The organism is Klebsiella ornithinolytica (assembly GCF_030505655.1).
Lineage (GTDB): Bacteria > Pseudomonadota > Gammaproteobacteria > Enterobacterales > Enterobacteriaceae > Klebsiella > Klebsiella ornithinolytica.
In genome coordinates this window covers 638,657-661,347 of sequence record NZ_CP130153.1, presented here as the reverse complement: position 1 = coordinate 661,347, position 22,691 = coordinate 638,657, and the positions used below count along the sequence as shown (strand labels likewise).

The following is a 22,691-nucleotide window of genomic DNA, read 5'->3' as shown; positions in this document are numbered from 1 at the left end:
GAGCACGACATGTCACTAAACAGAACGCAAATCGTTAACTGGCTCTATCGCTGCGGCGACATTTTTACCAAAGAGAAAGATTTTCTGACCGGCCTGGATAAAGAGATTGGCGATGCCGACCACGGTCTGAACATGTATCGCGGCTTCAGCAAGGTGGTGGAAAAACTGCCGTCCATTGCCGATAAAGACATCGGTTTTATTCTTAAGAACACCGGAATGACGCTGCTCTCCAACGTCGGCGGCGCCAGCGGCCCGCTGTTCGGCACCTTCTTTATTCGCGCCGCCCAGGTGACGCAGGCCCACCAGAGTCTGACCCTCGACGAGCTGTACCAGATGATGCGCGAAGGGGCCGACGGCGTGGTCAACCGGGGGAAAGCGGAACCCGGTGATAAAACCATGTGCGACGTCTGGCTGCCGGTCGTCGAGTCACTGCGCCAGTCCAGCGAACAGCACCTGTCGGTTCAGCATGCGCTGGATGCCGCCGCGATACAGGCAGAGGAAGCCGCCCGTTCTACCATCACCATGCAGGCCCGCAAAGGCCGCGCCAGCTACCTCGGCGAACGCAGCATCGGGCATCAGGATCCGGGCGCAACCTCGGTGATGTTCATGATTCAGGCGCTGGCTGCTTCAGCCAAAGAGTAAGGATAACGCGATGGTAAACCTGGTGATTGTTTCTCATAGCGCCCGACTGGGCGAAGGTGTCGGAGAACTGGCCCGGCAGATGTTAACTGGCGACGGCTGCAAGCTGGCGATCGCCGCCGGCATTGACGATCCTGAAAACCCGATCGGCACCGATCCGATTAAGGTGATGGAGGCCATTGAATCCGTTGCCGATACCGACCACGTGCTGGTGATGATGGATATCGGCAGCGCCCTGCTCAGCGCGGAAACCGCGCTGGATCTCCTCGATCCGGCGATCGCGGCGAAGGTTCGCCTGTGCGCCGCGCCGCTGGTCGAAGGCACGCTGGCGGCAACGGTCAGCGCCGCCACCGGATCGGGTATCGATAAAGTGATCGCCGACGCCATGAACGCCCTGGAAGCTAAGCGCGTACAGCTGGGGTTACCATCGCTCGCACAGAACGGCCCCGAGGCCACGCCAATGGCCGACGATCTCAGCGGCGAGTCCATCTCGGTGGTCATTAAAAACCATAACGGCTTACACGTTCGTCCGGCATCGCGGCTGGTGGCCGCGTTATCCGGATTCAATGCCGATCTGGTGCTGGAGAAAGGCGGCAAATGCGTCTCACCGGACAGCATTAACCAGATTGCCCTGTTGCAGGTACGCTGCAACGATACATTAAGGCTGCTGGCCCGCGGGCCAGATGCCGAAGCGGCGCTGGCGGCATTTCAGGCGCTGGCCGCGGAGAACTTTGGCGAGCAGCCGGACGCCGCGCCAGCGGTTTTTGCCCCCGTCGCCGCGCGTGTTCAGGGCAAAGCGCTCCGCTATCCGCTGCCTGCCCTCCGGCCAGTCCGGCAAACCGGCGCCGACATCGCCAACGAACAGCGGCGCCTGGAGCAGGCGATCGGCCAGACGCTGGACGATCTCAATGCGCTGACCTCCCTGGCGGAAGAGCGCTATTCTGCCGATATCGCGGCCATTTTCTCCGGCCATCACACGCTGCTCGACGACCCGGATCTCTATGAAGCCGCCTGCGATATCCTGCGCCAGGAACAATGCAATGCGGAGTGGGCGTGGTATCAGGTGCTGGCCGACCTCAGCCAGCAGTACCGCCAGCTGAACGATGCCTATCTGCAGGCGCGCTATATTGATATCGACGATCTGCTCCACCGGACTTTGCGTCATCTGCAAGGCCGCAGCGAAGCGCCGCTGGCGGTGCATGAGCCGACGATTATCATCGCCGACGATCTCTTTCCTTCCACCGTCTTGCAGCTGGATCCTCATCTGGTCAAGGGGATTTGTCTGCGGGAAGGGAGCGAGGCATCCCACGGCGCGATCATCGCCCGTCAGGCCGGGATCGTCTGCCTGTGTCGGCAGGGAGAGGCCCTGAAGCAGATAGGCGATGGTGAATCCCTTACGCTGGATGTCGCCGGAAAACGCGTTCTCCGCACATAGCTGTCCATTCGTCACTCTCTGTACTCCATTCTTCACGCCGGAGGCTCCGCCTCCGGGGATTGTGTTTCGCTCAACCACCAGGAACCGTTATGTCTCAATTCTTTTTTAATCAGCGCACCCGCCTCGTCGACGATGTTATTGAAGGAACGATCGTTGCCAGCCCGTGGAACAACCTGGCGCGTCTGGAGAGCGATCCGGCGATTCGCGTGGTCGTTCGTCGCGATCTCAACAAAAGCAACGTCGCCATCATCTCCGGCGGCGGCTCCGGCCATGAGCCGGCCCACGTTGGGTTTATCGGTAAAGGGATGCTCACCGCCGCGGTGTGCGGCGATATTTTTGCCTCCCCGAGCGTTGATGCGGTGCTGACCGCCATTCAGGCGGTGACCGGCGAAGCGGGCTGTCTGCTGATCGTCAAAAACTATACCGGCGATCGCCTTAACTTTGGCCTCGCCGCCGAGAAAGCCCGTCGCCTGGGTTACAACGTCGAAATGCTGATTGTCGGCGACGATATTTCGCTACCGGATAACAAGCATCCGCGCGGGATTGCCGGCACCATCCTGGTGCATAAAGTGGCCGGTTATTTTGCCGAACGTGGCTACAATCTTGCTACCGTGCTGCGTGAGGCCCGATATGCGGCAGACAAGACCCGCACGCTGGGCCTCGCGCTCTCCAGTTGCCATCTGCCGCAGGAGGCTGAAACGGCACCGCGCCACCATCCCGATCGGGCAGAGCTGGGCATGGGCATCCATGGCGAACCCGGCGCCTCGGTCATCGCCACCCAGAACAGCGCGCAGATTGTCCGCCTGATGGTGGAGAAACTGACCGCCGCCCTGCCACAAACCGGCCGTCTGGCGGTGATGCTGAACAACCTCGGCGGCGTGTCGGTTGCGGAAATGGCGATTCTGACGCGTGAGCTGGCCGACACGTCGCTCCATCAGCGGATCGACTGGCTGATTGGCCCGGCGTCGCTGGTGACGGCGCTGGATATGAAAGGTTTCTCGATAACCGCCATCGTACTGGAGGAGAGCATTGAAAAAGCGCTGCTTTCCGCTGTGGAAACGGCCAGCTGGCAGGCGCCGGTGCAGCCACGAACCATTGAGGTGATGCCCTCTTCGCTGCGCAGCACCCGCGTGGCGTTCCAGCCTTCGGACAATCACGTCGTGGCGGGCTATGTCGAGCGGATAACCGGTACCTTGTCTGACCTGGAGGCGCACCTGAATGCGCTGGATGCCAAAGTCGGCGATGGCGATACCGGCTCCACCTTTGCCGCTGGCGCGCGCGATATTGCCGACCTGCTGCAACGCCAGCAGTTGCCGTTGGGCGATCTCGCGACCCTGTTGGCCCTGATCGGCGAACGTCTGACCGTGGTGATGGGCGGTTCCAGCGGCGTGCTGATGTCGATCTTCTTTACCGCCGCCGGGCAGAAGCTGGAGCAAGGCGCCGGCGTCGCGGAAGCGTTAAACGCCGGTCTGGCGCAAATGAAGTTTTACGGCGGTGCGGATGAGGGCGATCGCACGATGATCGATGCGCTGCAGCCGGCGCTGGCGTCGCTGCTTGTCGCACCGACTGATTTACAGGCGGCGTTTGCCGCTGCGGAAGCGGGCGCCGAGCGCACCTGCCACGCCAGTAAAGCCAACGCCGGGCGCGCGTCGTACCTTAACAGCGACAGCCTGCTGGGCAATATGGATCCGGGCGCCCACGCGGTCGCGCAGGTCTTCAAAACGCTGGCAGAACAACGCTAAGGCGGCGTCCTCCGCAGCGGAATATCCCGGCGACGCGACGCTGAGCCGGGCGACAGAACAGAATAGCCGCTATCCCGGGCAACGCGCTGACGCCGTAGCCCGGGCATCAGGCTATTTACTGTGCCAGTAGGCCTGGGAACGCACCAGCTGCGGGTCAATTTCATCATTTTCAAACCGACCGAGCAGTGATTTCACCACAGCGCCTTCACCGGTCACCCAGATAAAATAATCTTCCGCAGGCACGCTCACCTGCGCCAGACGTTCAGCCACCACGGACGAATGATGGCCGACGATCCACTCAATATTAAAGCCCTGCAGATCCGCCAGATAATCTTGATACGATGCCTCGCCGATCGTCACCAGCGCCGTAACCTGCGGGCGCACGGGCAGGCGGCTAAGGCCCAGCAGACGGCGGCGCAGCGCAGGCATACCGGATTCATCGCAGACATACAGCTGCCAGGCATAATCCTCTGGCACCACCAGCGAACCGCGTGGCCCACCAATCACCAGCTTATCGCCGACGTTTGCCGCCAGCGCCCAGCTGCTGGCAATACCGCCGTCATGGATGAAGAAGTCATAGGCCAGTTCATGACGTTCGGCATCATACAGCGGCGTGTAGTCGCGAGTTGCCGGACGGACGCCTTCCCCCCAGTTAATGCCCTCTTCCGTCACCTGCGGCGGAGTAAACGCAGTACCGGCTTGCGGGAAAAAGAGTTTGGTATGGTCGTCAAAACCCTGGGAGACAAAACCTTCCAGCGCCTCTCCGCCCAGCACAATGCGCTGGAAGGCGGCGCCGACGCGCTCAACGCGCAGCACGGTTAACTCGCGAAAACGCAGCTCATTGCGAACGCGTTTCGGGTACTGAGGTTCTTTCGTTTTTATCATCGTCATTCGCCTTCGTGAGATTTATAGATATATCTAAACTTTACCCAAATGATAATGATTGCCATTAAAAAAGAATGCAAGTTTTTTTTGATATAGCCGTGACAAAAAGCAACAAAGTACAACAAACAAAATAAAAACATTTAAAATCAAATAATTATTAAAATATTCAGATTCATACTTGCTAAGTATTAATTTTTAGATATATATTAGATATATCAAAACATACAGGAGCAAACTATGCGACATCATCATGAAGAAGGTCGAGGGCCACGTGGCCACCACGGTGAACACAGCGAACGCGGGGAGCATGGCCGCCGGGGCGGCGAACATGGCGAACACGGTCGCCGGGGTGGCGGCGGCGGCGGACGCCGTCAGCGTTTCTTCGGCCATGGCGAACTGCGTCTGGTGATCCTCGACATCCTCACCCGCAACGCCAGCCACGGCTACGAATTGATTAAAGAGATAGAAAACCTGACCCAGGGCAACTACAGCCCGAGTCCGGGTGTGATCTATCCAACTCTTGATCTCCTTCAGGATCAGGGTCTTATCAGCGTCGAAGAGGAAAATGGCCGCAAAAAAATCGCCATAACCGCAGAGGGCAGCCTCCTGCATGCCGAGAATCAGGAACAGCTCGGCCATATCCAGGAACGTTTGCAGGCCCGTATGGTCGGCTGTGAACTGCGCAAAAACCCGCAAATGAAGCGGGCGCTGGAGAACTTTAAAGCCGTACTGGATTTAAAGGTAAATCAACAGGCCATCAGCGAGACTCAGCTGAAACAGATTGTCGCCGTCATTGACCGCGCGGCAATGGAGATTTCCCAGCTCGATTAACCCCTCCGGGGGGATGCCAGTCCCCCCTCCTGCCCCCATATTGGGCAATCTGCACCACCAGGCAGCACGCACGGGGCTCCCTCCCGGCGGGTAACGTCCCCCGTTCAGGAGTAAAACATGCCAAAAATATCGCCGTGAGATTAAATTTCGCGCAAATGCGCTTTCGCGCTGCGTTTATCCCGATTTTCAGCTCCCGTGCCGAAGTGGCGTAATCCCTGCAATACTTAATTCAGTATCATGTGATACGCCCGTCCCAGGAGCTCACTTTGAACAGGTTACCTTCCAGCGCATCGGCTCTGGCCTGCAGCGCACACGCACTGAATCTCATTGAGAAGCGAACGCTTGATCATGAGGAGATGAAAGCACTTAACCAGGAGGTCAGGGAATATTTTAAAGAGCATGTGAATCCCGGTTTTTTAGAGTACCGAAAATCGGTTACTGCTGGCGGGGATTACGGAGCCGTAGAGTGGCAAGCGGGAGGGTTAAATACGCTTGTCGACACTCAGGGACAAGAGTTTGTCGATTGCCTGGGTGGCTTTGGAATTTTTAATGTAGGGCACCGTAATCCAGTTGTCATTTCCGCCGTCGAGCATCAGCTCGCGAAACAACCTCTTCATAGCCAGGAACTGCTTGACCCGCTGCGGGCCATGCTGGCAAAAACGCTGGCGGCGTTAACCCCCGGCAAGCTGAAATACAGCTTCTTCTGTAACAGCGGCACAGAGTCGGTCGAAGCGGCGCTGAAACTCGCTAAAGCCTACCAGTCGCCGCGCGGTAAATTTACGTTTGTGGCCACCAGCGGCGCTTTTCATGGTAAGTCGCTGGGCGCGCTATCGGCCACCGCGAAATCGACATTCCGTAAGCCTTTTATGCCGCTACTTCCAGGGTTCCGTCACGTGCCGTTTGGCGATATCAACGCGATGCGTACGCTGCTGAGCGAGTGTAAAAAAACCGGTGATGATGTCGCGGCGGTGATCCTTGAGCCAATACAGGGCGAAGGGGGCGTGATTCTGCCGCCGCAGGGCTACCTACCCGCGGTGCGCAAGCTGTGCGATGAATTTGGCGCGCTGCTGATCCTCGACGAAGTGCAAACCGGCATGGGGCGCACCGGCAAAATGTTTGCCTGCGAGCACGAAAACGTTCAGCCGGACATTCTGTGTCTTGCCAAAGCGCTCGGCGGCGGCGTTATGCCAATTGGGGCGACGATTGCCACCGAAGAGGTGTTCTCGGTGCTGTTCGACAACCCGTTCCTGCACACCACCACCTTCGGCGGTAATCCGCTGGCCTGTGCCGCAGCGCTGGCCACGATCAACGTCCTGCTGACGCAGAATCTGCCGGCCCAGGCGGAACAGAAAGGTGAGCTGCTGTTAAACGGCTTCCATCAACTGTCCCGTGAGTATCCGGATCTGGTAAATGAAGTTCGCGGTAAAGGGATGCTGATGGCGATTGAGTTCGTGGATAACGAGATCGGCTATAACTTCGCCAGCGAGATGTTCCGCCAGCGGGTTCTGGTAGCCGGCACGTTGAATAACGCCAAAACCATTCGTATAGAGCCGCCGCTGACGCTGACGATTGAGCAGTGCGAACTGGTACTCAGCGCGGCGCGTCAGGCGCTGGCTGCACTGCGGGTATCTGTGGAGCAAGCCTGAAGATAGTCAACAAAAGCCCGGCGAAAACGATGTTCGCCGGGCTTTTTTACGCCTGCCATTCCGTCATACCGACCAGACCAATGCAGTACTGCCCGACTTTCACCTTCATGTCATATGCCGTTTGCCTATACGGTTAATATGTCGCACGCTCATTCCATGAATCTGTATAGATAATATTGCCATCGCAATGCTTCCAGGTAATTTTTTCATAGCGCATAAGCACCGTTTCAAGATGCGTTCCGGTATCTGCCCCTGGGTATAAATCCGGCGTGATTGATGTCAGCTTTACATTTTCAAGAATAATATTGAAGTACTCCTGCTCTAACCCGGCCTCAATAATCTGATACAGTTTGAACATCGCAGATTGCAAAGTTCTCCCGGTACTTAACGCCCGATAAAGCATGGGAGTGACACGGTCAAATTCCTTCTGAAACATAATCGGCATATGAATACGCGTGCCGGTCAACTTTCCGGTATTGCCGTCAATCGGAATATTGACGTTATGGGTAAATGATTTCAGCTCGATAGCCCCTTCACGACCTGATACCAGCGACGGACCGACCATCGGTGAACCATTTTCATCCGTTAACCATAAATAGGCTGGATTAGACATAAAAATCCTTTTCGTAGAAATTATTTATCGTACTTATCGAATCGTTCCGTAAATTTAGGCAATATAATGATCAGTACTATCATTGAAAAAATGGTTAAAGCAAACCAGTAAGTCGGGAAAAATTCAAGATAAAAAAATCCAAACCCAATGTAGCAGACCAGAATAAGTCCTTCGTTAAAAATAAGTGACAGTAAAGTTTTAAACATGATACTTACTCTTTATGGCGTTATAACACTCATCGAAATCCTGATAAAATTTTATCTTAACATTTTTGATAACTTCGGATAGAACAGGTTCAAGGAAGTAATAAAGCATTTCTAGTTCTGCGTTGTAGAGTATCGCGAAGTATTTTGGATCCAGTGTTTTCAGCCTACGGGCAGCAAGGGCACATTTTTGATCGGTCCCGAATATCTGGAACATCCAAACAACACCAGGAACCCGTGCAGCGAGCCTTTCAACAACCGCACGAGACACTAAATCTGACATAGATAATGCCTCGGCCAGGATAACAGCAAGGCCCAACTGCACTGCTCTACTTTCTGGCATTCGGGCAACCACCCTTGTAGCTGTTGAATCAACAGAACGCACAATACCCTTTGAATTTCCGGTTTCCGTATCGTCTATGACCATTTGAAAGTAGAGATAGAATATATGGACTATCACGTCACGGCACCGATAGATGGAGCGAATGGAATACATCATCCTTTTTTCTTCGGAATATAATTGCCCGCAAACATCATGATATCTGGGGATAAGACAAGAAGAATACCAACTTACCCGTTCAACCCCGGAGTAAATATCAGAACCAATGCCCTTCATTGCTTTCCATGCGGAGATTACGCCCTGTTGTCCATACACCGCTAGCTGTCTGTCGCTCTGCAACTTCATCTTTAAATAGTCCGAGGCTTTCATCGAGTATCCTTACTATCAGCATAGTCAACCTCGAATGTATGCAAAAAAAACAAGCAACTCAAATAAAACAAACCAAAAACCTTTATTTATTTTGTACCAAACCGCCGGGAGCGCTAATTCATATTTTAATATACAGCTCATTGCAGAATATATTAATACGTTGAATACATCGCGAAGATAATGCACTCACCGTGCGGCTTATCATTGCGGTAAACCCTACCCACGATACAAAAGAAAGTTTAAAGCACTCCCCTCTCGCCAGAAACATGGCCTGCGATAATCCGCTCGCCGCAAAGATCCCGCAGGCCAGGGGCAAGGCTATTCCGGCAATAACCCCACGAAACTGCGTTTCTTACGCGGTTCTGACATCATCTCGTCGAGCTTTTCCACGCAGGTCAGGTAGTGCGGGGTTTTCTTATGCGCCAGCACCGCCTCATCATCTTTATAGGCTTCATAGATAAAAAAACGGGTCTTCACCTCCGGGTCCTGCAGCACGTCAAATCGCAGGTTGCCCGGCTCTTTCAGCGCCCCTTCATGGTTAGCCCGAAAGACGTCAAGAAACTCCGCCACCCGCTCTGGCCTGATATTAATCTCCACCAGCGTCACGTTCATTTTTGCTCTCCCTGTTTCTCTTCCTGCCAGAACTGATACGCCTCGCGGGCGCTCATATTCTCATGGACCACTTTTTTCACCGCCTTTAACATCGCCCGCGGCGCGCTGGACTGGAAGATATTGCGCCCCATATCGACGCCGGATGCCCCCTGGTCAAGCGCCCGCCAGCACATCTCCAGCGCTTCATGTTCCGGCAGTTTTTTGCCTCCGGCGATCACAATCGGCACCGGGCAGCTGGCGGTGACTTTTTCAAACCCCTCATCGACAAAATAGGTTTTGACAAACTGCGCCCCCATCTCAGCAGCAATGCGGCTGGCAAGCGAGAAGTAGCGGGCGTCGCGGGTCATCTCTTTCCCCACGCCGGTCACCGCCAGCACCGGCATACCGTAGCGGTTGCCCGCATCCACCAGCTTAATGATGTTATTGATCGACTGGTGTTCGTACTCGCTGCCGATATAGACCTGCGCCGCCACCGCGCAGACGTTGAGGCGCAGAGCATCCTCCATCGCCACGGCAACGCACTCGTTGGAGAGCTCGCTAAGAATAGAATTACCGCCGGAGGCGCGCAGCACCACCGGTTTGTTGGTCGCCGCCGGCACCTGGCTGCGTAGCACGCCGCGGGTACACATCAGCACGTCGGTCTCCTCAAACAGCGGAGCAATAGAGAGATCGATACGTTCAAGCCCGGTGGTCGGCCCCTGGAAGTAGCCATGATCGAAAGCCAGCATGACCGTGCGGTTGCTCTGCGGATTAAAGATACGCGCCAGCCGGGACTGCATCCCCCACTCCAGTGAACCACAGCCTTTCAACGTATAGAGCGTATTCTTCTGCGGCCGGTCAAAGCCGAAGTCTTTTCCCTCTTTGATATCGTCTAAATCTGCCATCTCGTCCTCCATCAGAAGTCGTAGTTATTGATGTTCTCTTTGGTGAACACCACGCGCTCCGGCAGCAGTACGATACCGTTGCCTTTCGCTTCATACTGGTAGCCCTGCACGCTGTTTGGCTCGACCTTCAGCGTGCCGATATCTTTGATGTCCACGCTATCACCAACGTTAAGATCGCCTTTTTTCAGCAGCCGATCGGCGACGTTCACCGCAATTTTTCCCTGCTGTACCACATCCCACAGGCCGAAGGCTTTTACCGTGCCGCGCTCGACGTAGGGGCGCATCACATTCGGCGTGCTGAAGCCGACAATCGCCACGCCCTGGCGCTTGAGGTTCTCTGCCGCCTGCGCGGCGGCCGGCAGCGCGTTGGCGTCAGGGGCGATAATGGCGTCGAGATCCGGATACGCTTTTAAGATCCCCTCGGCGGTTTGCAGCGATTTAGTGGCGTCGTTATAGCCGAACTGGGTGGTCACCACCTCCCACTGCGGATGCTCTTTTTCGATTTTGGCTTTCGCCTCTTTCACCCACTGGTTCTGGTCGGTCACCGTCGGGCTGGAGTAGAAAAATGCCACTTTAGCGGCGGGCTTCGTCACCTGTTTTTCCGCCATCTCAACCAGCAGGCCGCCGAGCTGCTGCGGAGTCCCCTGGTTGATGTAGATGCTGCGGCACTCGGGTTTGGTATCGGAGTCCCAGGTCAGAACCTTCACGCCGCGCTGCATCGCCCGCTTCAGCGCCGGACACAGGCCATCCGGCGACACCGCCGAGACGATAATCGCGTTGTAGCCCTGATTGACGAAGTTGTTGATTAGCTGCACCTGGCCGGACACGCTGGGTTCGGTCGGACCGTCGTAGGTCACGTCCACCGCCAACGCTTTGCCGGCCTCTTTCGCGCCGTTGCCGCCGCTGGTAAAGAAGCCCACGCCGACCAGCTTAGGAATAAAAGCGATGCGGTCAGCCGCCTGAGCCACCGCGACACTCATGGCCAGCGCCAGGGCACTGATTTGCAGGATATGTTTTGCTTTCATCTTGTTATGCTCCGATTGTTTTACGCGAGAGAAGACGCCGCCAGGCCATCCGCACCCATTCGCGGTGCAGGCTCAGCGAACGCCCCATCACCACCACAACCAACAGCGCCCCTGACAGCGCGCTCGACACCTGGTTGGGGATGCCGACCATCTGTAAACCCTGTTGCAGGTACCCCACCAGCAGTGCCGCCAGCGCCGTACCGAGTATCGAACCCGACCCGCCATAAATATTCGCTCCGCCGAGCACGGCAGCGGTCAGCGCCGGCATCAGCAGATCGCGGCCTAAATCCGAACGCGCCGAACCGAAATAGGAGACCAGAATCAACGCGGCGATTGCCGACGCCACGCCCACCAGGCCATACAGCACGTAGGGCATACCGTTGACCGACAGCGCGGCATAGCGTGCTGCTCTGGGATTTTGTCCAAGTAAAAAGAGGTGGCGGCCAAACCGCCCGCGATGGGTCAACAGCCAGAAAAAAAAGGTGATGATGGCAAACATCACCAGCGGCAGCGGTAGGCCAAATAGCGTCAGGTTGGCAAAAGCAGTAAAGCTATCGGGAAAGCCGCCAATCCCTTCATAGCCCGTCGCCCCGGCCATTCCCGAAAGCAGCAGCGCCCCGCCGCCGTAGAGATACAGCGTGCCGAGAGTAATCACCAGCGGACTGATGCCGGTGTAGTGAATCAGCGCAGCATTCACCAGGCCGCACAGCAGCCCAATGGCAAGGGTGAGCGGAATCGCCAGCCCCAGCGGCCAGCCCGCCTGCATCATTACCCCCAGCGCGATGGCGCACAGGCCAATGGTGGAGCCGAGGGAAATATCAATACCGCCGCTGATGATCACCAGGGTCAGCGGCAGTGCGACAATACCAATACAGATAAAGTCGCTGGTACTAAACAGCAGCATGTTGATATCCAGCATGCGCGGATTGATCGCCCCAAACAGCAGAATCTCCAGCACCAGTAATGCCAGCAGCGCGCTTTCCCAGTTAAGTTTCATCTACGCCACCTCTTTGTTTTTACGTTTTTCGAACGGGGTGACGTGCTTTCCCCCTTTGTTGGCGGGCTGAAAACGGCTGTACTTCAGCGCCCGCTGATGCCGCGCCAGCGCCTGGCGCAGCCGTCCGTCGAGCACCAGTACGCCCAGCAGAACGAGGCCGGCGATAAAGTCGTTCCACCATGCCGGCAGCCGCAGCAGCACCAGTACGGTATCGATTTGAGTGAGGAAAAAGGCGCCGAGAAAAGCGCCGACGAGGGTTCCGGTCCCACCGAGCAGCGAGATCCCGCCCAGCACGCAGGCGGCGATCGCTTTCATCTCCAGTCCGCTACCGGTCTGGTTGGGGACAAAGCCAATCTGCGCGGCAAAGACGATCCCGGCGCAGGCCGCCAGCATGCCGTTAAGCGTAAAGGCCAGCATCCGCGTGCGGTTGACCGCGACGCCCAGCTGACGCGCGGCGGCCAGGTTATCGCCCACGGCGTAAAAATCGCGACCAAAGGCGGTGCGTGCCAGCAGCCAGGTCCCGCTCAGCAGCAGCGCCAGCACCAGCCAACCCAGCGGCGATACGCCGATAAAGAACGGTTCAGAGAGCGACTTCAGACTATCGGGCAGCCCCTCGATCCACTTGCCTCCGGTCCACAGCAGCATCATTCCGCGATACAACCCCAGGGTGCCGAGCGTCGCGACAATCGCCGGAATGCGCAGGCCAACCACCAGCAGGCCGTTGAAGGCCCCCGCCAGTGCGCCAATCGCCAGCGCAAAGACAATCGCCGTCGTCAGGCCATAGCCACCGTTGAGCGCGGCACCGACCGCAATCGCGCTCAGGCCGACGGTCGAGCCGACGGAGACGTCAATATTGCGGGTCAGCATGACCAGCGTCGCCCCCAGCGCCAGCAGACAGAGGATTTGCGAACTGGCAAAAATCATCGCCAGAATTTGCAGGTTGAACCAGGCCGGGTTGAGCGCAATCAGCAGCGCAAAGAGCGCCAGAATCGCCAGCAACGCGCTCAGCTCGCGGTTTCGGAGTAACGTTTTCATGACTGCCCTCCAAAGGCCAGGGTCATCATGCGATCGACGGTGACCGCCTGTCGCAGCAGTTCCCCGCTCTGCCGGCCCTGGTGCATAACCACCACCCGGTCGGCCAGCCCGACAAACTCATCCAGATCGCTTGATATCATCAGCACCGCCACGTTTTGCGCGGCGACGCTTTTCAGCAGTTGATAGATATCGGCCCGGGCGGAAACATCCACGCCGCGCGTCGGTTCATCGACAATCAGCAGCAGCGGATTGGCCTCCAGACAGCGGGCCAGCAGCACCTTTTGCTGATTGCCGCCGGAGAGCGTGCGCACGGTCTGACCGCTGTGATTAAGTTTGATGCCCAGCGCCCGGTGGTAACGCTCCACCACCGCCGCTTCGCGCTGGCGCTGCTGCCACCACGATGGCTGGTTAAACATCACCGTGTTCCAGCGCACCGGGGCATCGAGAAACAGCCCGGAGACCTGCCGATCTTCCGGCAGATAAACCAGCCCGCTGGCGAGCCGCGCGCGCGTGCTGTCGCGACTGATATCGCGGTTTTCCAGCCATATCCGGCCGGTCCGCGACGGGCGCAGGCCGTAGAGCGTCTCGGCAAATTCGGTGCGCCCGGATCCCACCAGCCCGGCGAGGCCAACGATCTCCCCGGCATGGATCTCCAGACTGAGATCGATAAAGCCTTCACCGGTCAGATCGTCCACCCGCAGCACCGGGAAATCCTGCGGCTGGGTGCGGCGATTCCCCGGCAGCGCCAGCCATAGCTTCTGGGTATCGCTAAGATCGTGTCCGCGAGCGGCGGGGGTCATTGCATCGATCAGCTGCGCGTCGCTGTAGCTCGCCGTGTCGCCGTTCAGCACCACCGCGCCGTCGCGCATGACCGAGATATGGCTGGCGATCTGACGGATCTCCGGCAGCTTGTGCGAGATAAACACGATACCGACGCCGAGATCCTGCAGAGCGCGGATCTGACGAAACAACCGATCCGTCTCCCCGGGCGTTAACGAGGCGGTGGGTTCATCGAGGATCAGGATCTGCGCATCGCGCATCAGACCGCGCAGGATCTCCACCATTTGCTGATCCGCCACTTCCAGCGTCCCGGCCACCGCCTCCAGATTGAGCTGGCAGTTCAACTGCCGCAGCGTCTCCTGCAGCCGCCCGTTGTTATCGGGCCGTCCGGGCAGGCGGAAAAGAATGTTTTCCCGAACCGTCAGATTAGGAAACAGCATCGGTTCCTGGGGAACAAGGTAAACGCCCAGTTGATGAGCCAGCGCCGGGTTGAGACGCGCAAAAGCGCGGCCGCCAAGAATGAGTTCACCCTCGTCGGGCGTTTCCACCCCGGCGATAATCTTCATCAGCGTCGATTTTCCCGCGCCATTACCGCCCATCAGCGCATGCACCTGGCCGGAAAAGAGCGTGAAATCAATGCCCTTTAATACGGCGATGCCGGAGAACTGTTTGCGAATCTGACGGGCTTCAAGCAGTGGCTTCATCATCGCGCCTCGTATGAACAAATGATTTTTTAATTTAATAATGTTCAAAAGCGTAGACGGTGAACTATATTTACAACCGTGCAAAGATCACAGTTTCATGCTTTAGATCGTTGGAAAAAACCTGCAAACAATGAAAGATCGGTTTTGCCGGGCGGCTCACACTTTCCGACCGCGCAATAACGAACATATGATCTAAATTTTTATAAGAGTTCACTTTATGAGCGAAAAACGCATTACGGAAGAGAGCCGCTACGCGGGCCTGGCGCTAGCCGAAGAGGAGCTGGTGGCGCGGGTAGCCTGGTGTTACTACCACGACGGATTGACGCAGAACGATATCGGCGAGCGCCTGGGGCTGCCGCGGTTAAAGATCTCCCGCCTGCTGGAGAAAGGCCGCCAGTCCGGGGTGATCCGCGTGCAGATCAACTCCCGCTATGAAGGGTGTCTGGCGCTGGAAACCGAGCTGCAACAGCGTTTTGACCTGAAGATTGCCCGCGTGCTGCCGGCGCTCAATACGCCACCGATGAATACGCGGCTGGGGATCGGCGCGGCGCAATCGCTGATGGGGGTACTGGAACCTGGGCAGCTGCTGGCGGTGGGGTTTGGTGAAGCTACCATGAGCTGTCTGCAGCACCTGAGCGGATTTATCAGTTCGCAGCAGGTGCGGCTGGTGACGCTTTCCGGCGGCGTGGGCCCCTATATGACCGGTATCGGTCAGCTGGACGCCGCCTGTCGCGTCAGCATCATTCCGGCGCCGCTGCGGGTCTCTTCGGCCGACGTGGCTGACATTCTGCGTCGGGAGTCGAGCGTCCGGGATGTGATTCTGGCGGCCACCGCGGCGGATGCTGCGGTCGTGGGGATCGGCGCCATCGACCAGCGCCGCGACGCAACCATCCTGCGCTCCGGCTACATCAGCGAAGGCGAACAGTTGATGTATGCGCGTAAAGGCGCGGTGGGCGACATTTTAGGTTATTTCCTGCAGGCCGACGGCAGGCGGGTTGAGGATCTGGAGATTCACCGGGAATTACTCGGCGTCACCCTCGACGAGCTGGCGCAGCTGCCGACCATCGTCGGCGTTGCCGGTGGCACGGAAAAAGCGCAGGCGATTTATGCCGCCCTGACGGGCAAACGCATCAATGGCCTGGTAACGGAAGAGACAACAGCACGCGCGGTGCTCACGCTGGCCTCCTGATGGCCCTGCGCCGCGCAACAACCGCGAGGCGCATGTCATGAGTTACCTGTTAGCGTTAGATGCCGGGACCGGCAGTATTCGGGCGGTGATTTTCGATCTCAGCGGCCACCAGGTCGCGGTCGGTCAGGCGGAATGGAAGCACCTGAGCGTGGAAAATGTTCCCGGCTCAATGGAGTTTGACCTCACCACCAACTGGCTGCTGGCCTGCCAGTGTATCCGCCAGGCGCTGGCCGCCGCGCACCTTCAGGCGGCCGATATTCAGTCCGTCGCCTGCTGTTCCATGCGTGAAGGCATCGTCCTGTACGACCGCAACGGCGAGGCTATCTGGGCCTGCGCCAACGTCGATGCCCGCGCCAGCCGCGAAGTCTCGGAGCTTAAAGAGATCCATGATTATCAGTTTGAATCGGAAGTCTATGATGTCTCGGGCCAGACGCTGGCACTAAGCGCCATGCCGCGCCTGCTGTGGCTGGCTCACCATCGCCCGGATATTTACCGTCAGGCTGCCACCATTACGATGATTAGCGACTGGCTGGCGGCAAAACTCTCCGGCGAGCTGGCCGTTGACCCATCCAATGCCGGTACCACCGGAATGCTCGACCTGTTCAGCCGCGACTGGCGCCCGGCGCTGCTCGATATGGCCGGGCTGCGTGCGGATCTGCTCTCGCCGGTCAAAGAGACCGGCACTCCGCTCGGCGCGGTGACCGATACGGCAGCGCAGCAGTGCGGACTCCGTGCCGGCACGCCGGTGATCATGGGCGGCGGCGATGTACAGCTTGGCTGCCTGGGTCTGGGGGTGGTACGCGCCGGCCAAAGCGCGGTGCTGGGGGGAACCTTCTGGCAACAGGTGGTGAACCTGCCGGAGGTCCGCACCGATCCACAGATGAATATCCGCATCAACCCGCACGTCATACCCGGCATGGCGCAGGCCGAGTCGATCAGCTTCTTTACCGGCCTGACCATGCGCTGGTTCCGCGATGCTTTTTGCGCCGAAGAGAAGCTGGTTGCCGAACGCCTGGGGGTGGATGCGTATGCTCTGCTCGAAGAGATGGCCAGCCGCGTACCGGCAGGTTCCCACGGCGTGATGCCGATTTTCTCCGATGCCATGCACTTTAAGCAGTGGTATCACGCCGCGCCGTCGTTTATTAACCTCTCCATCGATGCGGAAAAATGCAACAAGGCCACTCTGTTCCGCGCCCTGGAGGAGAACGCAGCGATTGTCTCTGCCTGTAACCTGGCGCAAATCTCCCGCTTCTCCGGCGTGACGTTCGACAGCCTGGTGTTCGCCGGAGGCGGCTCGAAAGGAGCATTATGGAGCCAGATTCTCAGCGATGTCACCGGCTTGCCGGTGCGGGTCCCGGCTGTGCGCGAAGCCACGGCGCTGGGCTGCGCGATCGCCGCCGGAACCGGCGCCGGCCTGTACAGCGATATGGCCAGCACGGGTGAGAAGCTGGTGAGCTGGCATCGGGTGTTTACCCCCAATCCGGCGCACCGCGAACTGTACCAGGGGATGATGGAGAAATGGCAATCGGTCTATGCCGACCAGCTCGGGCTGGTCGACAGCGGGCTGACCACCTCGATGTGGCAGGCGCCAGGCCTTGAGCGGCGCCCACCTGTCGTTCCGGCCCCCTGACCCTCCACGGAACGTCTGTCCCAGGTGCAAAATCCCCTCTTCCCTTCGAGGAGGGGAACTTCCCGTCACCGTTATTTGAATCCCATCACAATCACCGCACGCCCTTTTTCACTTTTCGCTGACGACGGCTAAATTAGTAACTCATCCGACCACATAACAATAATGTTACATATAAGAGACTGGAAGCCATTATGAGCCACTACCCGTCGTTATTCGCCCCGCTCGACCTGGGGTTCACCCAGTTGAAAAACCGCGTGCTGATGGGTTCCATGCACACCGGGTTGGAAGAACATGCCGACGGCGCGCAACGGCTGGCGGCCTTTTACGCCGAACGCGCGCGTCACGGCGTGGCGCTGATTGTCACCGGCGGGATTGCGCCAGTGGATTCCGGCGTCACGATGGCCGGCGGCGCGGTGCTCGATGATGCCCGCCATCTGGCGCACCATCGGCATATTACCGATGCGGTTCATCGCGAAGGGGGCAAAATCGCCCTGCAAATTTTGCATACCGGCCGCTACAGCTATCAGCCGCGGCCGGTGGCTCCGTCGGCATTGCAGGCGCCGATTAACCGCTTTACCCCGCATGCGCTAAGCCATGATGAGATCCTGCAGCTGATCGCCGATTTTGCCCACTGCGCGCAGCTGGCCCGGGAGGCCGGCTATGATGGCGTCGAAGTGATGGGGTCAGAGGGCTATTTAATCAACGAATTCCTCGCCGCGCGCACCAACCAGCGTGACGACCAGTGGGGCGGCGATTACGCCCGGCGCATGCGCTTTGCCGTAGAAGTCGTGCGTGCGGTACGCGAACGGGCTGGCCACGATTTCATTATTATCTACCGCCTGTCGATGCTCGACCTGGTCAACGACGGCAGTACGCTGCCGGAAGTGATTGAGCTGGCGCAGGCCATCGAGGCGGCAGGCGCGACCCTCATCAACACCGGTATCGGCTGGCACGAAGCGCGTATTCCGACCATTGCGACACCGGTACCGCGCGGCGCCTTCAGCTGGGTCACCCGGAAACTGAAAGGTGCGGTGTCGATCCCCATGGTCACCACTAACCGTATCAACGATCCTGACGTCGCGGAGGCGATCCTCGCCCGCGGCGACGCCGATATGGTGTCAATGGCCCGGCCGTTTCTGGCCGACGGCGAGTTCCTTTCCAAAGCTCAAAGCGGGCGCGCCGATGAGATCAATACCTGTATCGGCTGTAACCAGGCCTGCCTGGATCAGATCTTTGCCGGTAAAGTGACCTCTTGTCTGGTCAATCCGCGGGCCTGCCACGAAACTCTGATGCCGGTTACGCCTGCTGTCGGGCCAAAGCGCCTGGCCGTTGTGGGCGCAGGCCCTGCCGGCCTGGCCTTTGCCGTAAATGCCGCCGCGCGCGGCCACTCGGTCACCCTGTTTGATGCCCAGCAGGAGATTGGCGGGCAGTTTAATATCGCCAAACAGATCCCCGGCAAAGAGGAGTTTTACGAAACGCTGCGCTACTACCGGCGCATGCTGGATCTGCACGGCGTTAACCTGCAGCTGGGCCAGCAGGTCACGGCGGATCGTTTACTGGACTTTGACGAAACGATCCTCGCCACCGGGATCGCCCCGCGAATGCCGGAGATCGCCGGAATAACCCATCCGAAGGTGATGAGCTACCTCGACGTGCTGCGCGACAAGGCGCCGGTGGGTCAGAGCGTCGCGATTATCGGCTGCGGTGGGATCGGCTTTGATACCGCGATGTACCTCAGCCAGCCTGGCGTTGCCACCAGCCAGAACATCGACGCGTTCTGCGAGGAATGGGGTATTGATACGACTTTGCAGAGCGCAGGCGGACTGCGTCCGGAAGGGCCGCAGCGGGAGAAAAGCCCGCGGCGCATTGTGATGCTCCAGCGCAAGGCCGGCAAACCCGGAGATGGGTTAGGCAAGACCACCGGCTGGATCCACCGGGCTACGCTGCTGGCCCGCGGCGTCAACATGATCCCGGGAGTCAGCTATCAGAAGATCGACGATGAGGGATTACATATCACGATCGGCGGCGAGATCCGGATATTGCCGGTTGATCAGGTGATTATCTGCGCCGGTCAGGAGCCGAAGCGCGAACTGGCGGATCCGCTACGCGCGGCCGGAAAAGTCGTGCATCAGATTGGCGGGTGCGATGTCGCGATGGAGCTGGATGCTCGCCGCGCCATCGCCCAGGGAACGCGGCTCGGGCTGACCATTTAACGGCGCGGCCTGAATGACCCGCTGGCCCGGGCGACAGGCGACGACGATTGCTATCGCGCAGCCTGTCGCCCGACAAATGCGATCAGCGGATCTTGCGTACCTTCACCGCCTTCAACACCACAAATTTATTGTTGGTGGCGACGGTGGCGCAGTTACCGAAAATTTTCTTCAGCTTGTGGAAGTAATCCAGATGACGGTTGGCCACGATATACAGCTCACCGTTGATCTTCAGGCAGCGGCGCGCGTGGTGGAACATCTCCCAGGCGATATTATCGGTTAACGCGTGTTTCTGGTGGAAAGGCGGGTTGCACAACACGGCGTTGAAGCGGAAAGGCTCAACGCCGGACAGCGCGTTGTTAATCATAAACTCGCAGCGATCCAGCGCCTCGGGCATGTTGGTTTCCACGTTCAGACGACTGGAGGCGACGGCCATCGGCGACTCATCGACGAACACCACGTTAGCCTGCGGGTTCTTCTCCAGCAGCGTCAGGCCAATCACTCCGTTACCACAGCCCAGATCGACAATCTCGCCTTCAAGATCCGACGGCAGGTGTTCGATAAAGAAACGCGCGCCAATATCCAGCCCGGTGCGGGAGAACACGTTCGCGTGGTTGTGAATAGTCCAGTCGGTCCCTTCCAGCTTCCAGCTCAGCGTCTGCGGCGCATCGGCAAGCGCCGGTTCGCTGAACGTACAGTTGATCAGGCGGGCTTTCTTCCAGGCCAGGGTGGTGGTGGTCGGCCCCAGCACTTTCTCAAACAGCTCCAGCGTAGAAGTATGGATATCACGCGCCTTTGCGCCGGCGATGATACGGGTTTGCGGCGTCACGACCCGGCGCAGCGCACGCAGCTGCTGCTCGAGCAAGGCCAGCGTTTTCGGAACTTTAATCAGAACAACGCCTGGCGCCGACGGATACTCCGCGGTGCTGTCGAGAAACTTGACGCTGGATTCCGCGATATCGTTATGGCGTAAATTCTCACGCGTCGCGAGCTCGGTGAGGTAAGAGTCACCGATGCTAAACGGCGTATGCTCCGCCAGCGCGCAGCTCAGTGCGCCAAAGGTATCGTTGAAAATCAGGACCGGGCCGTTAATCTCCGTGTCATCCAACTGCTGCAGCAGATATTCATCCGCCGCTTCCCACGCCAGTAGCGGGTTAACGTCATCCGTTTCCGGAAAACGTTTTAGTGTCAGTGAACGGAAACCGTTGTCTAAGTGGCTCATCGGCCCTCCTGAGTGGTAAAATTTCGGCGTTATCCCTGAAAGGGTGCGTGAGTATACCCTTTTTATACACAAAATCATTCAAGATGCGCCGATGCAGCCTGAAGGAGGATGTGAAGATCTTTTATCTGGAGCTGTCATGAGTCAACTCACTTACCTGCAGGGCTATCCGGAGAATTTACTTTCTCAGGTCCGCACATTGATTGCCGAGCAGCGCCTGGGGGCGGTTCTGCAGAAGCGCTATCCGGAAGGTCACGACGTCAATAACGATAAGGCGCTGTATCAGTACACGCAGGATCTGAAAACCCGCTATTTACGCGGCGCGGCGCCGATCAACAAGGTGATGTACGACAGCAAGATCCACGTCTTGAATAATGCGCTCGGCCTGCATACCGCGATTTCGCGGGTCCAGGGCGGTAAGCTGAAAGCAAAAGCCGAAATCAGAGTGGCCACGGTGTTCCGCGAAGCGCCGGAGGCGTTTTTACGTATGATTGTGGTGCATGAGCTGGCGCACCTTAAGGAGAAGGAGCATAACAAAGCCTTCTATCAACTCTGTTGCTATATGGAGCCGCAGTACCACCAGCTGGAGTTCGATACCCGTCTGTGGCTAACGCATCTTTCGTTAAATCGTTCTGCGTAGTCGCGCACTGGTTTTGTCATGGTGGCATGTTAGAGTGACCAAAGGTTCCCTTTAACGGAGTTCGTCAACGTTTATGATACGTTTCGCAGTTGTTGGCACAAACTGGATAACAAAACAGTTTGTCGATGCCGCCCATGAAACGGGCAAGTATAAACTCACCGCGATTTACTCTCGCAGCCTTGAACAGGCGCAGGCCTTTGCGAGCGATTATCCCGTCGACCAGCTGTTTACGTCGCTGGACGATCTGGCGCAAAGCGATGCTGTCGACGCGGTTTACATTGCCAGCCCGAACTCCCTGCACTTCCCGCAAACGCAGCTGTTCCTCAACCATAAAAAGCACGTGATTTGTGAAAAACCGCTGGCCTCAAACCTGCGGGAAGTCGAAGACGCCATTCGGATCGCTCACGAAAACCAGGTGGTGCTGTTCGAAGCCTTCAAAACCGCCAGCCTGCCAAATTTTCTGCTGCTGCAGCAGTCGCTCGGTAAGGCAGGCAAACTGCACAAAGCGTTTTTCAACTACTGCCAGTACTCCTCCCGCTATCAGCGCTATCTCGACGGTGAGAACCCGAACACCTTTAACCCGGCCTTCTCCAACGGCTCGATTATGGATATCGGCTTCTATTGTCTGGCCTCGGCGGTGGCGCTGTGGGGCGAACCGCGCGCGGTTCACGCCAGCGCCAGCCTGCTGGACAGCGGCGTTGATGCCCAGGGTACCGTGATCCTCAGCTACGCCGGTTTTGACGTCACCCTGCACCACTCTAAAGTGAGCGACTCCACGCTACCAAGCGAAATTCAGGGTGAAGCCGGCGCGCTGGTGATCGAAAAAATCTCCGAGTGCCAGAAGCTCTCTTTCATCCCACGCGGTGGGAAGGCTCAGGATCTGACGCAGCCACAGCATATCAATACTATGCTGTACGAGGCGGAGGCGTTTGCGCATCTGGTGGAGAACAACCAGGTTGTTCACCCGGGGCTGGAAGTCAGCCGTATTACGGCCAGACTGCTGAGCGAAATTCGTCGTCAGACCGGCGTCGTATTCCCGGCCGATGGTCCGCAGGGGGCGTAA

20 protein-coding genes are annotated in these 22,691 nt (G+C 58.0%); 10 read left to right on the top strand and 10 right to left on the bottom strand.

Translation table 11 applies throughout. The annotated features are described in order from the left end of the window. Positions 1-9 precede the first annotated feature (9 nt). The 3 genes from dhaL to Q1L34_RS03170 all read left to right on the top strand — a co-directional run bounded on the left by dhaL (position 10) and on the right by Q1L34_RS03170 (position 3,816). Entirely contained in the window at positions 10-642 is a 633-nt protein-coding gene (gene dhaL / locus Q1L34_RS03180; protein ID WP_004867854.1) for a dihydroxyacetone kinase subunit DhaL, read from the top strand. Positions 643-652: 10 nt separating this feature from the next. Then, positions 653-2,074, top strand: coding sequence for a dihydroxyacetone kinase phosphoryl donor subunit DhaM (dhaM, locus tag Q1L34_RS03175; RefSeq protein WP_327204355.1), 1,422 nt, complete (start codon positions 653-655; stop codon positions 2,072-2,074). Between the two features lie 89 nt (positions 2,075-2,163). Next, positions 2,164-3,816, top strand: a complete 1,653-nt coding sequence (locus Q1L34_RS03170) for a glycerone kinase (protein ID WP_123629169.1) — start codon at positions 2,164-2,166, stop codon at positions 3,814-3,816. A gap of 111 nt (positions 3,817-3,927) precedes the next feature. Here Q1L34_RS03170 and Q1L34_RS03165 read toward each other — a convergent pair whose 3' ends face one another. Next, positions 3,928-4,701, bottom strand: coding sequence for a siderophore-interacting protein (locus Q1L34_RS03165; protein WP_004867861.1), 774 nt, complete (start codon positions 4,699-4,701; stop codon positions 3,928-3,930). A gap of 237 nt (positions 4,702-4,938) precedes the next feature. Between Q1L34_RS03165 and Q1L34_RS03160 the strand changes: the two genes are divergently transcribed. Next, complete coding sequence (locus tag Q1L34_RS03160; RefSeq protein ID WP_004867865.1) at positions 4,939-5,532, top strand: PadR family transcriptional regulator; 594 nt, start codon at positions 4,939-4,941, stop codon at positions 5,530-5,532. A 266-nt stretch (positions 5,533-5,798) separates the two neighbouring features. After that, the gene (gene ygjG, locus Q1L34_RS03155) at positions 5,799-7,178 is read left to right on the top strand and encodes a putrescine aminotransferase (protein ID WP_004867869.1); all 1,380 of its coding nucleotides are present in this window, start codon (positions 5,799-5,801) and stop codon (positions 7,176-7,178) included. Between the two features lie 133 nt (positions 7,179-7,311). On the opposite strand, the gene Q1L34_RS03150 is transcribed toward ygjG, so the two are convergent. From Q1L34_RS03150 to lsrA, 8 genes are all read right to left on the bottom strand, one after another. Beyond that, positions 7,312-7,791 carry an Hcp family type VI secretion system effector gene (locus Q1L34_RS03150; RefSeq protein WP_004867872.1) on the bottom strand — a complete coding sequence of 160 codons (480 nt, stop codon included), beginning with the start codon at positions 7,789-7,791 and terminating at the stop codon, positions 7,312-7,314. A gap of 198 nt (positions 7,792-7,989) precedes the next feature. Continuing rightward, a complete protein-coding gene (locus Q1L34_RS03145; protein ID WP_004867877.1) occupies positions 7,990-8,703 on the bottom strand; it encodes a hypothetical protein in 714 nt (237 codons plus the stop codon). Between the two features lie 318 nt (positions 8,704-9,021). Further along, positions 9,022-9,315, bottom strand: a complete 294-nt coding sequence (gene lsrG / locus Q1L34_RS03140; protein WP_004867883.1) for a (4S)-4-hydroxy-5-phosphonooxypentane-2,3-dione isomerase — start codon at positions 9,313-9,315, stop codon at positions 9,022-9,024. After that, the gene (gene lsrF / locus Q1L34_RS03135) at positions 9,312-10,199 is read right to left on the bottom strand and encodes a 3-hydroxy-5-phosphonooxypentane-2,4-dione thiolase (RefSeq protein ID WP_004867885.1); all 888 of its coding nucleotides are present in this window, start codon (positions 10,197-10,199) and stop codon (positions 9,312-9,314) included. The genes lsrG and lsrF overlap by 4 nt, the downstream gene beginning before the upstream one ends. Positions 10,200-10,210: 11 nt before the next feature. Next, positions 10,211-11,224: an autoinducer 2 ABC transporter substrate-binding protein LsrB gene (gene lsrB, locus Q1L34_RS03130; protein WP_004867888.1), complete on the bottom strand. Its 1,014-nt coding sequence runs from the start codon at positions 11,222-11,224 to the stop codon at positions 10,211-10,213. A gap of 4 nt (positions 11,225-11,228) precedes the next feature. Further along, the gene (gene lsrD / locus Q1L34_RS03125) at positions 11,229-12,221 is read right to left on the bottom strand and encodes an autoinducer 2 ABC transporter permease LsrD (RefSeq protein WP_004867891.1); all 993 of its coding nucleotides are present in this window, start codon (positions 12,219-12,221) and stop codon (positions 11,229-11,231) included. Next, the gene (lsrC, locus tag Q1L34_RS03120; RefSeq protein ID WP_327204354.1) at positions 12,222-13,256 is read right to left on the bottom strand and encodes an autoinducer 2 ABC transporter permease LsrC; all 1,035 of its coding nucleotides are present in this window, start codon (positions 13,254-13,256) and stop codon (positions 12,222-12,224) included. It abuts the gene before it with no gap. Continuing rightward, positions 13,253-14,740: an autoinducer 2 ABC transporter ATP-binding protein LsrA gene (gene lsrA / locus Q1L34_RS03115; RefSeq protein WP_327204568.1), complete on the bottom strand. Its 1,488-nt coding sequence runs from the start codon at positions 14,738-14,740 to the stop codon at positions 13,253-13,255. The genes lsrC and lsrA overlap by 4 nt, the downstream gene beginning before the upstream one ends. Positions 14,741-14,957: 217 nt before the next feature. On the opposite strand from lsrA, the gene lsrR reads away from it, so the two are divergent. The 3 genes from lsrR to Q1L34_RS03100 all read left to right on the top strand — a co-directional run bounded on the left by lsrR (position 14,958) and on the right by Q1L34_RS03100 (position 19,772). Beyond that, a complete protein-coding gene (gene lsrR, locus Q1L34_RS03110) occupies positions 14,958-15,929 on the top strand; it encodes a transcriptional regulator LsrR (RefSeq protein WP_004867898.1) in 972 nt (323 codons plus the stop codon). 37 nt (positions 15,930-15,966) lie between these two features. Beyond that, positions 15,967-17,559, top strand: coding sequence for an autoinducer-2 kinase (gene lsrK, locus Q1L34_RS03105; RefSeq protein ID WP_044346711.1), 1,593 nt, complete (start codon positions 15,967-15,969; stop codon positions 17,557-17,559). Between the two features lie 191 nt (positions 17,560-17,750). Further along, a complete protein-coding gene (locus Q1L34_RS03100; protein ID WP_327204353.1) occupies positions 17,751-19,772 on the top strand; it encodes an NADPH-dependent 2,4-dienoyl-CoA reductase in 2,022 nt (673 codons plus the stop codon). A gap of 82 nt (positions 19,773-19,854) precedes the next feature. Here Q1L34_RS03100 and rlmG read toward each other — a convergent pair whose 3' ends face one another. Further along, positions 19,855-20,991, bottom strand: coding sequence for a 23S rRNA (guanine(1835)-N(2))-methyltransferase RlmG (gene rlmG, locus Q1L34_RS03095; RefSeq protein WP_327204352.1), 1,137 nt, complete (start codon positions 20,989-20,991; stop codon positions 19,855-19,857). A gap of 136 nt (positions 20,992-21,127) precedes the next feature. On the opposite strand from rlmG, the gene Q1L34_RS03090 reads away from it, so the two are divergent. Together Q1L34_RS03090 and Q1L34_RS03085 are read left to right on the top strand one after the other, a co-directional pair. After that, on the top strand, positions 21,128-21,628 hold the full coding sequence (locus tag Q1L34_RS03090; protein WP_032718272.1) for a M48 metallopeptidase family protein: 501 nt from the start codon (positions 21,128-21,130) through the stop codon (positions 21,626-21,628). Positions 21,629-21,701: 73 nt separating this feature from the next. Continuing rightward, a complete protein-coding gene (locus tag Q1L34_RS03085) occupies positions 21,702-22,691 on the top strand; it encodes a Gfo/Idh/MocA family protein (protein ID WP_015585683.1) in 990 nt (329 codons plus the stop codon).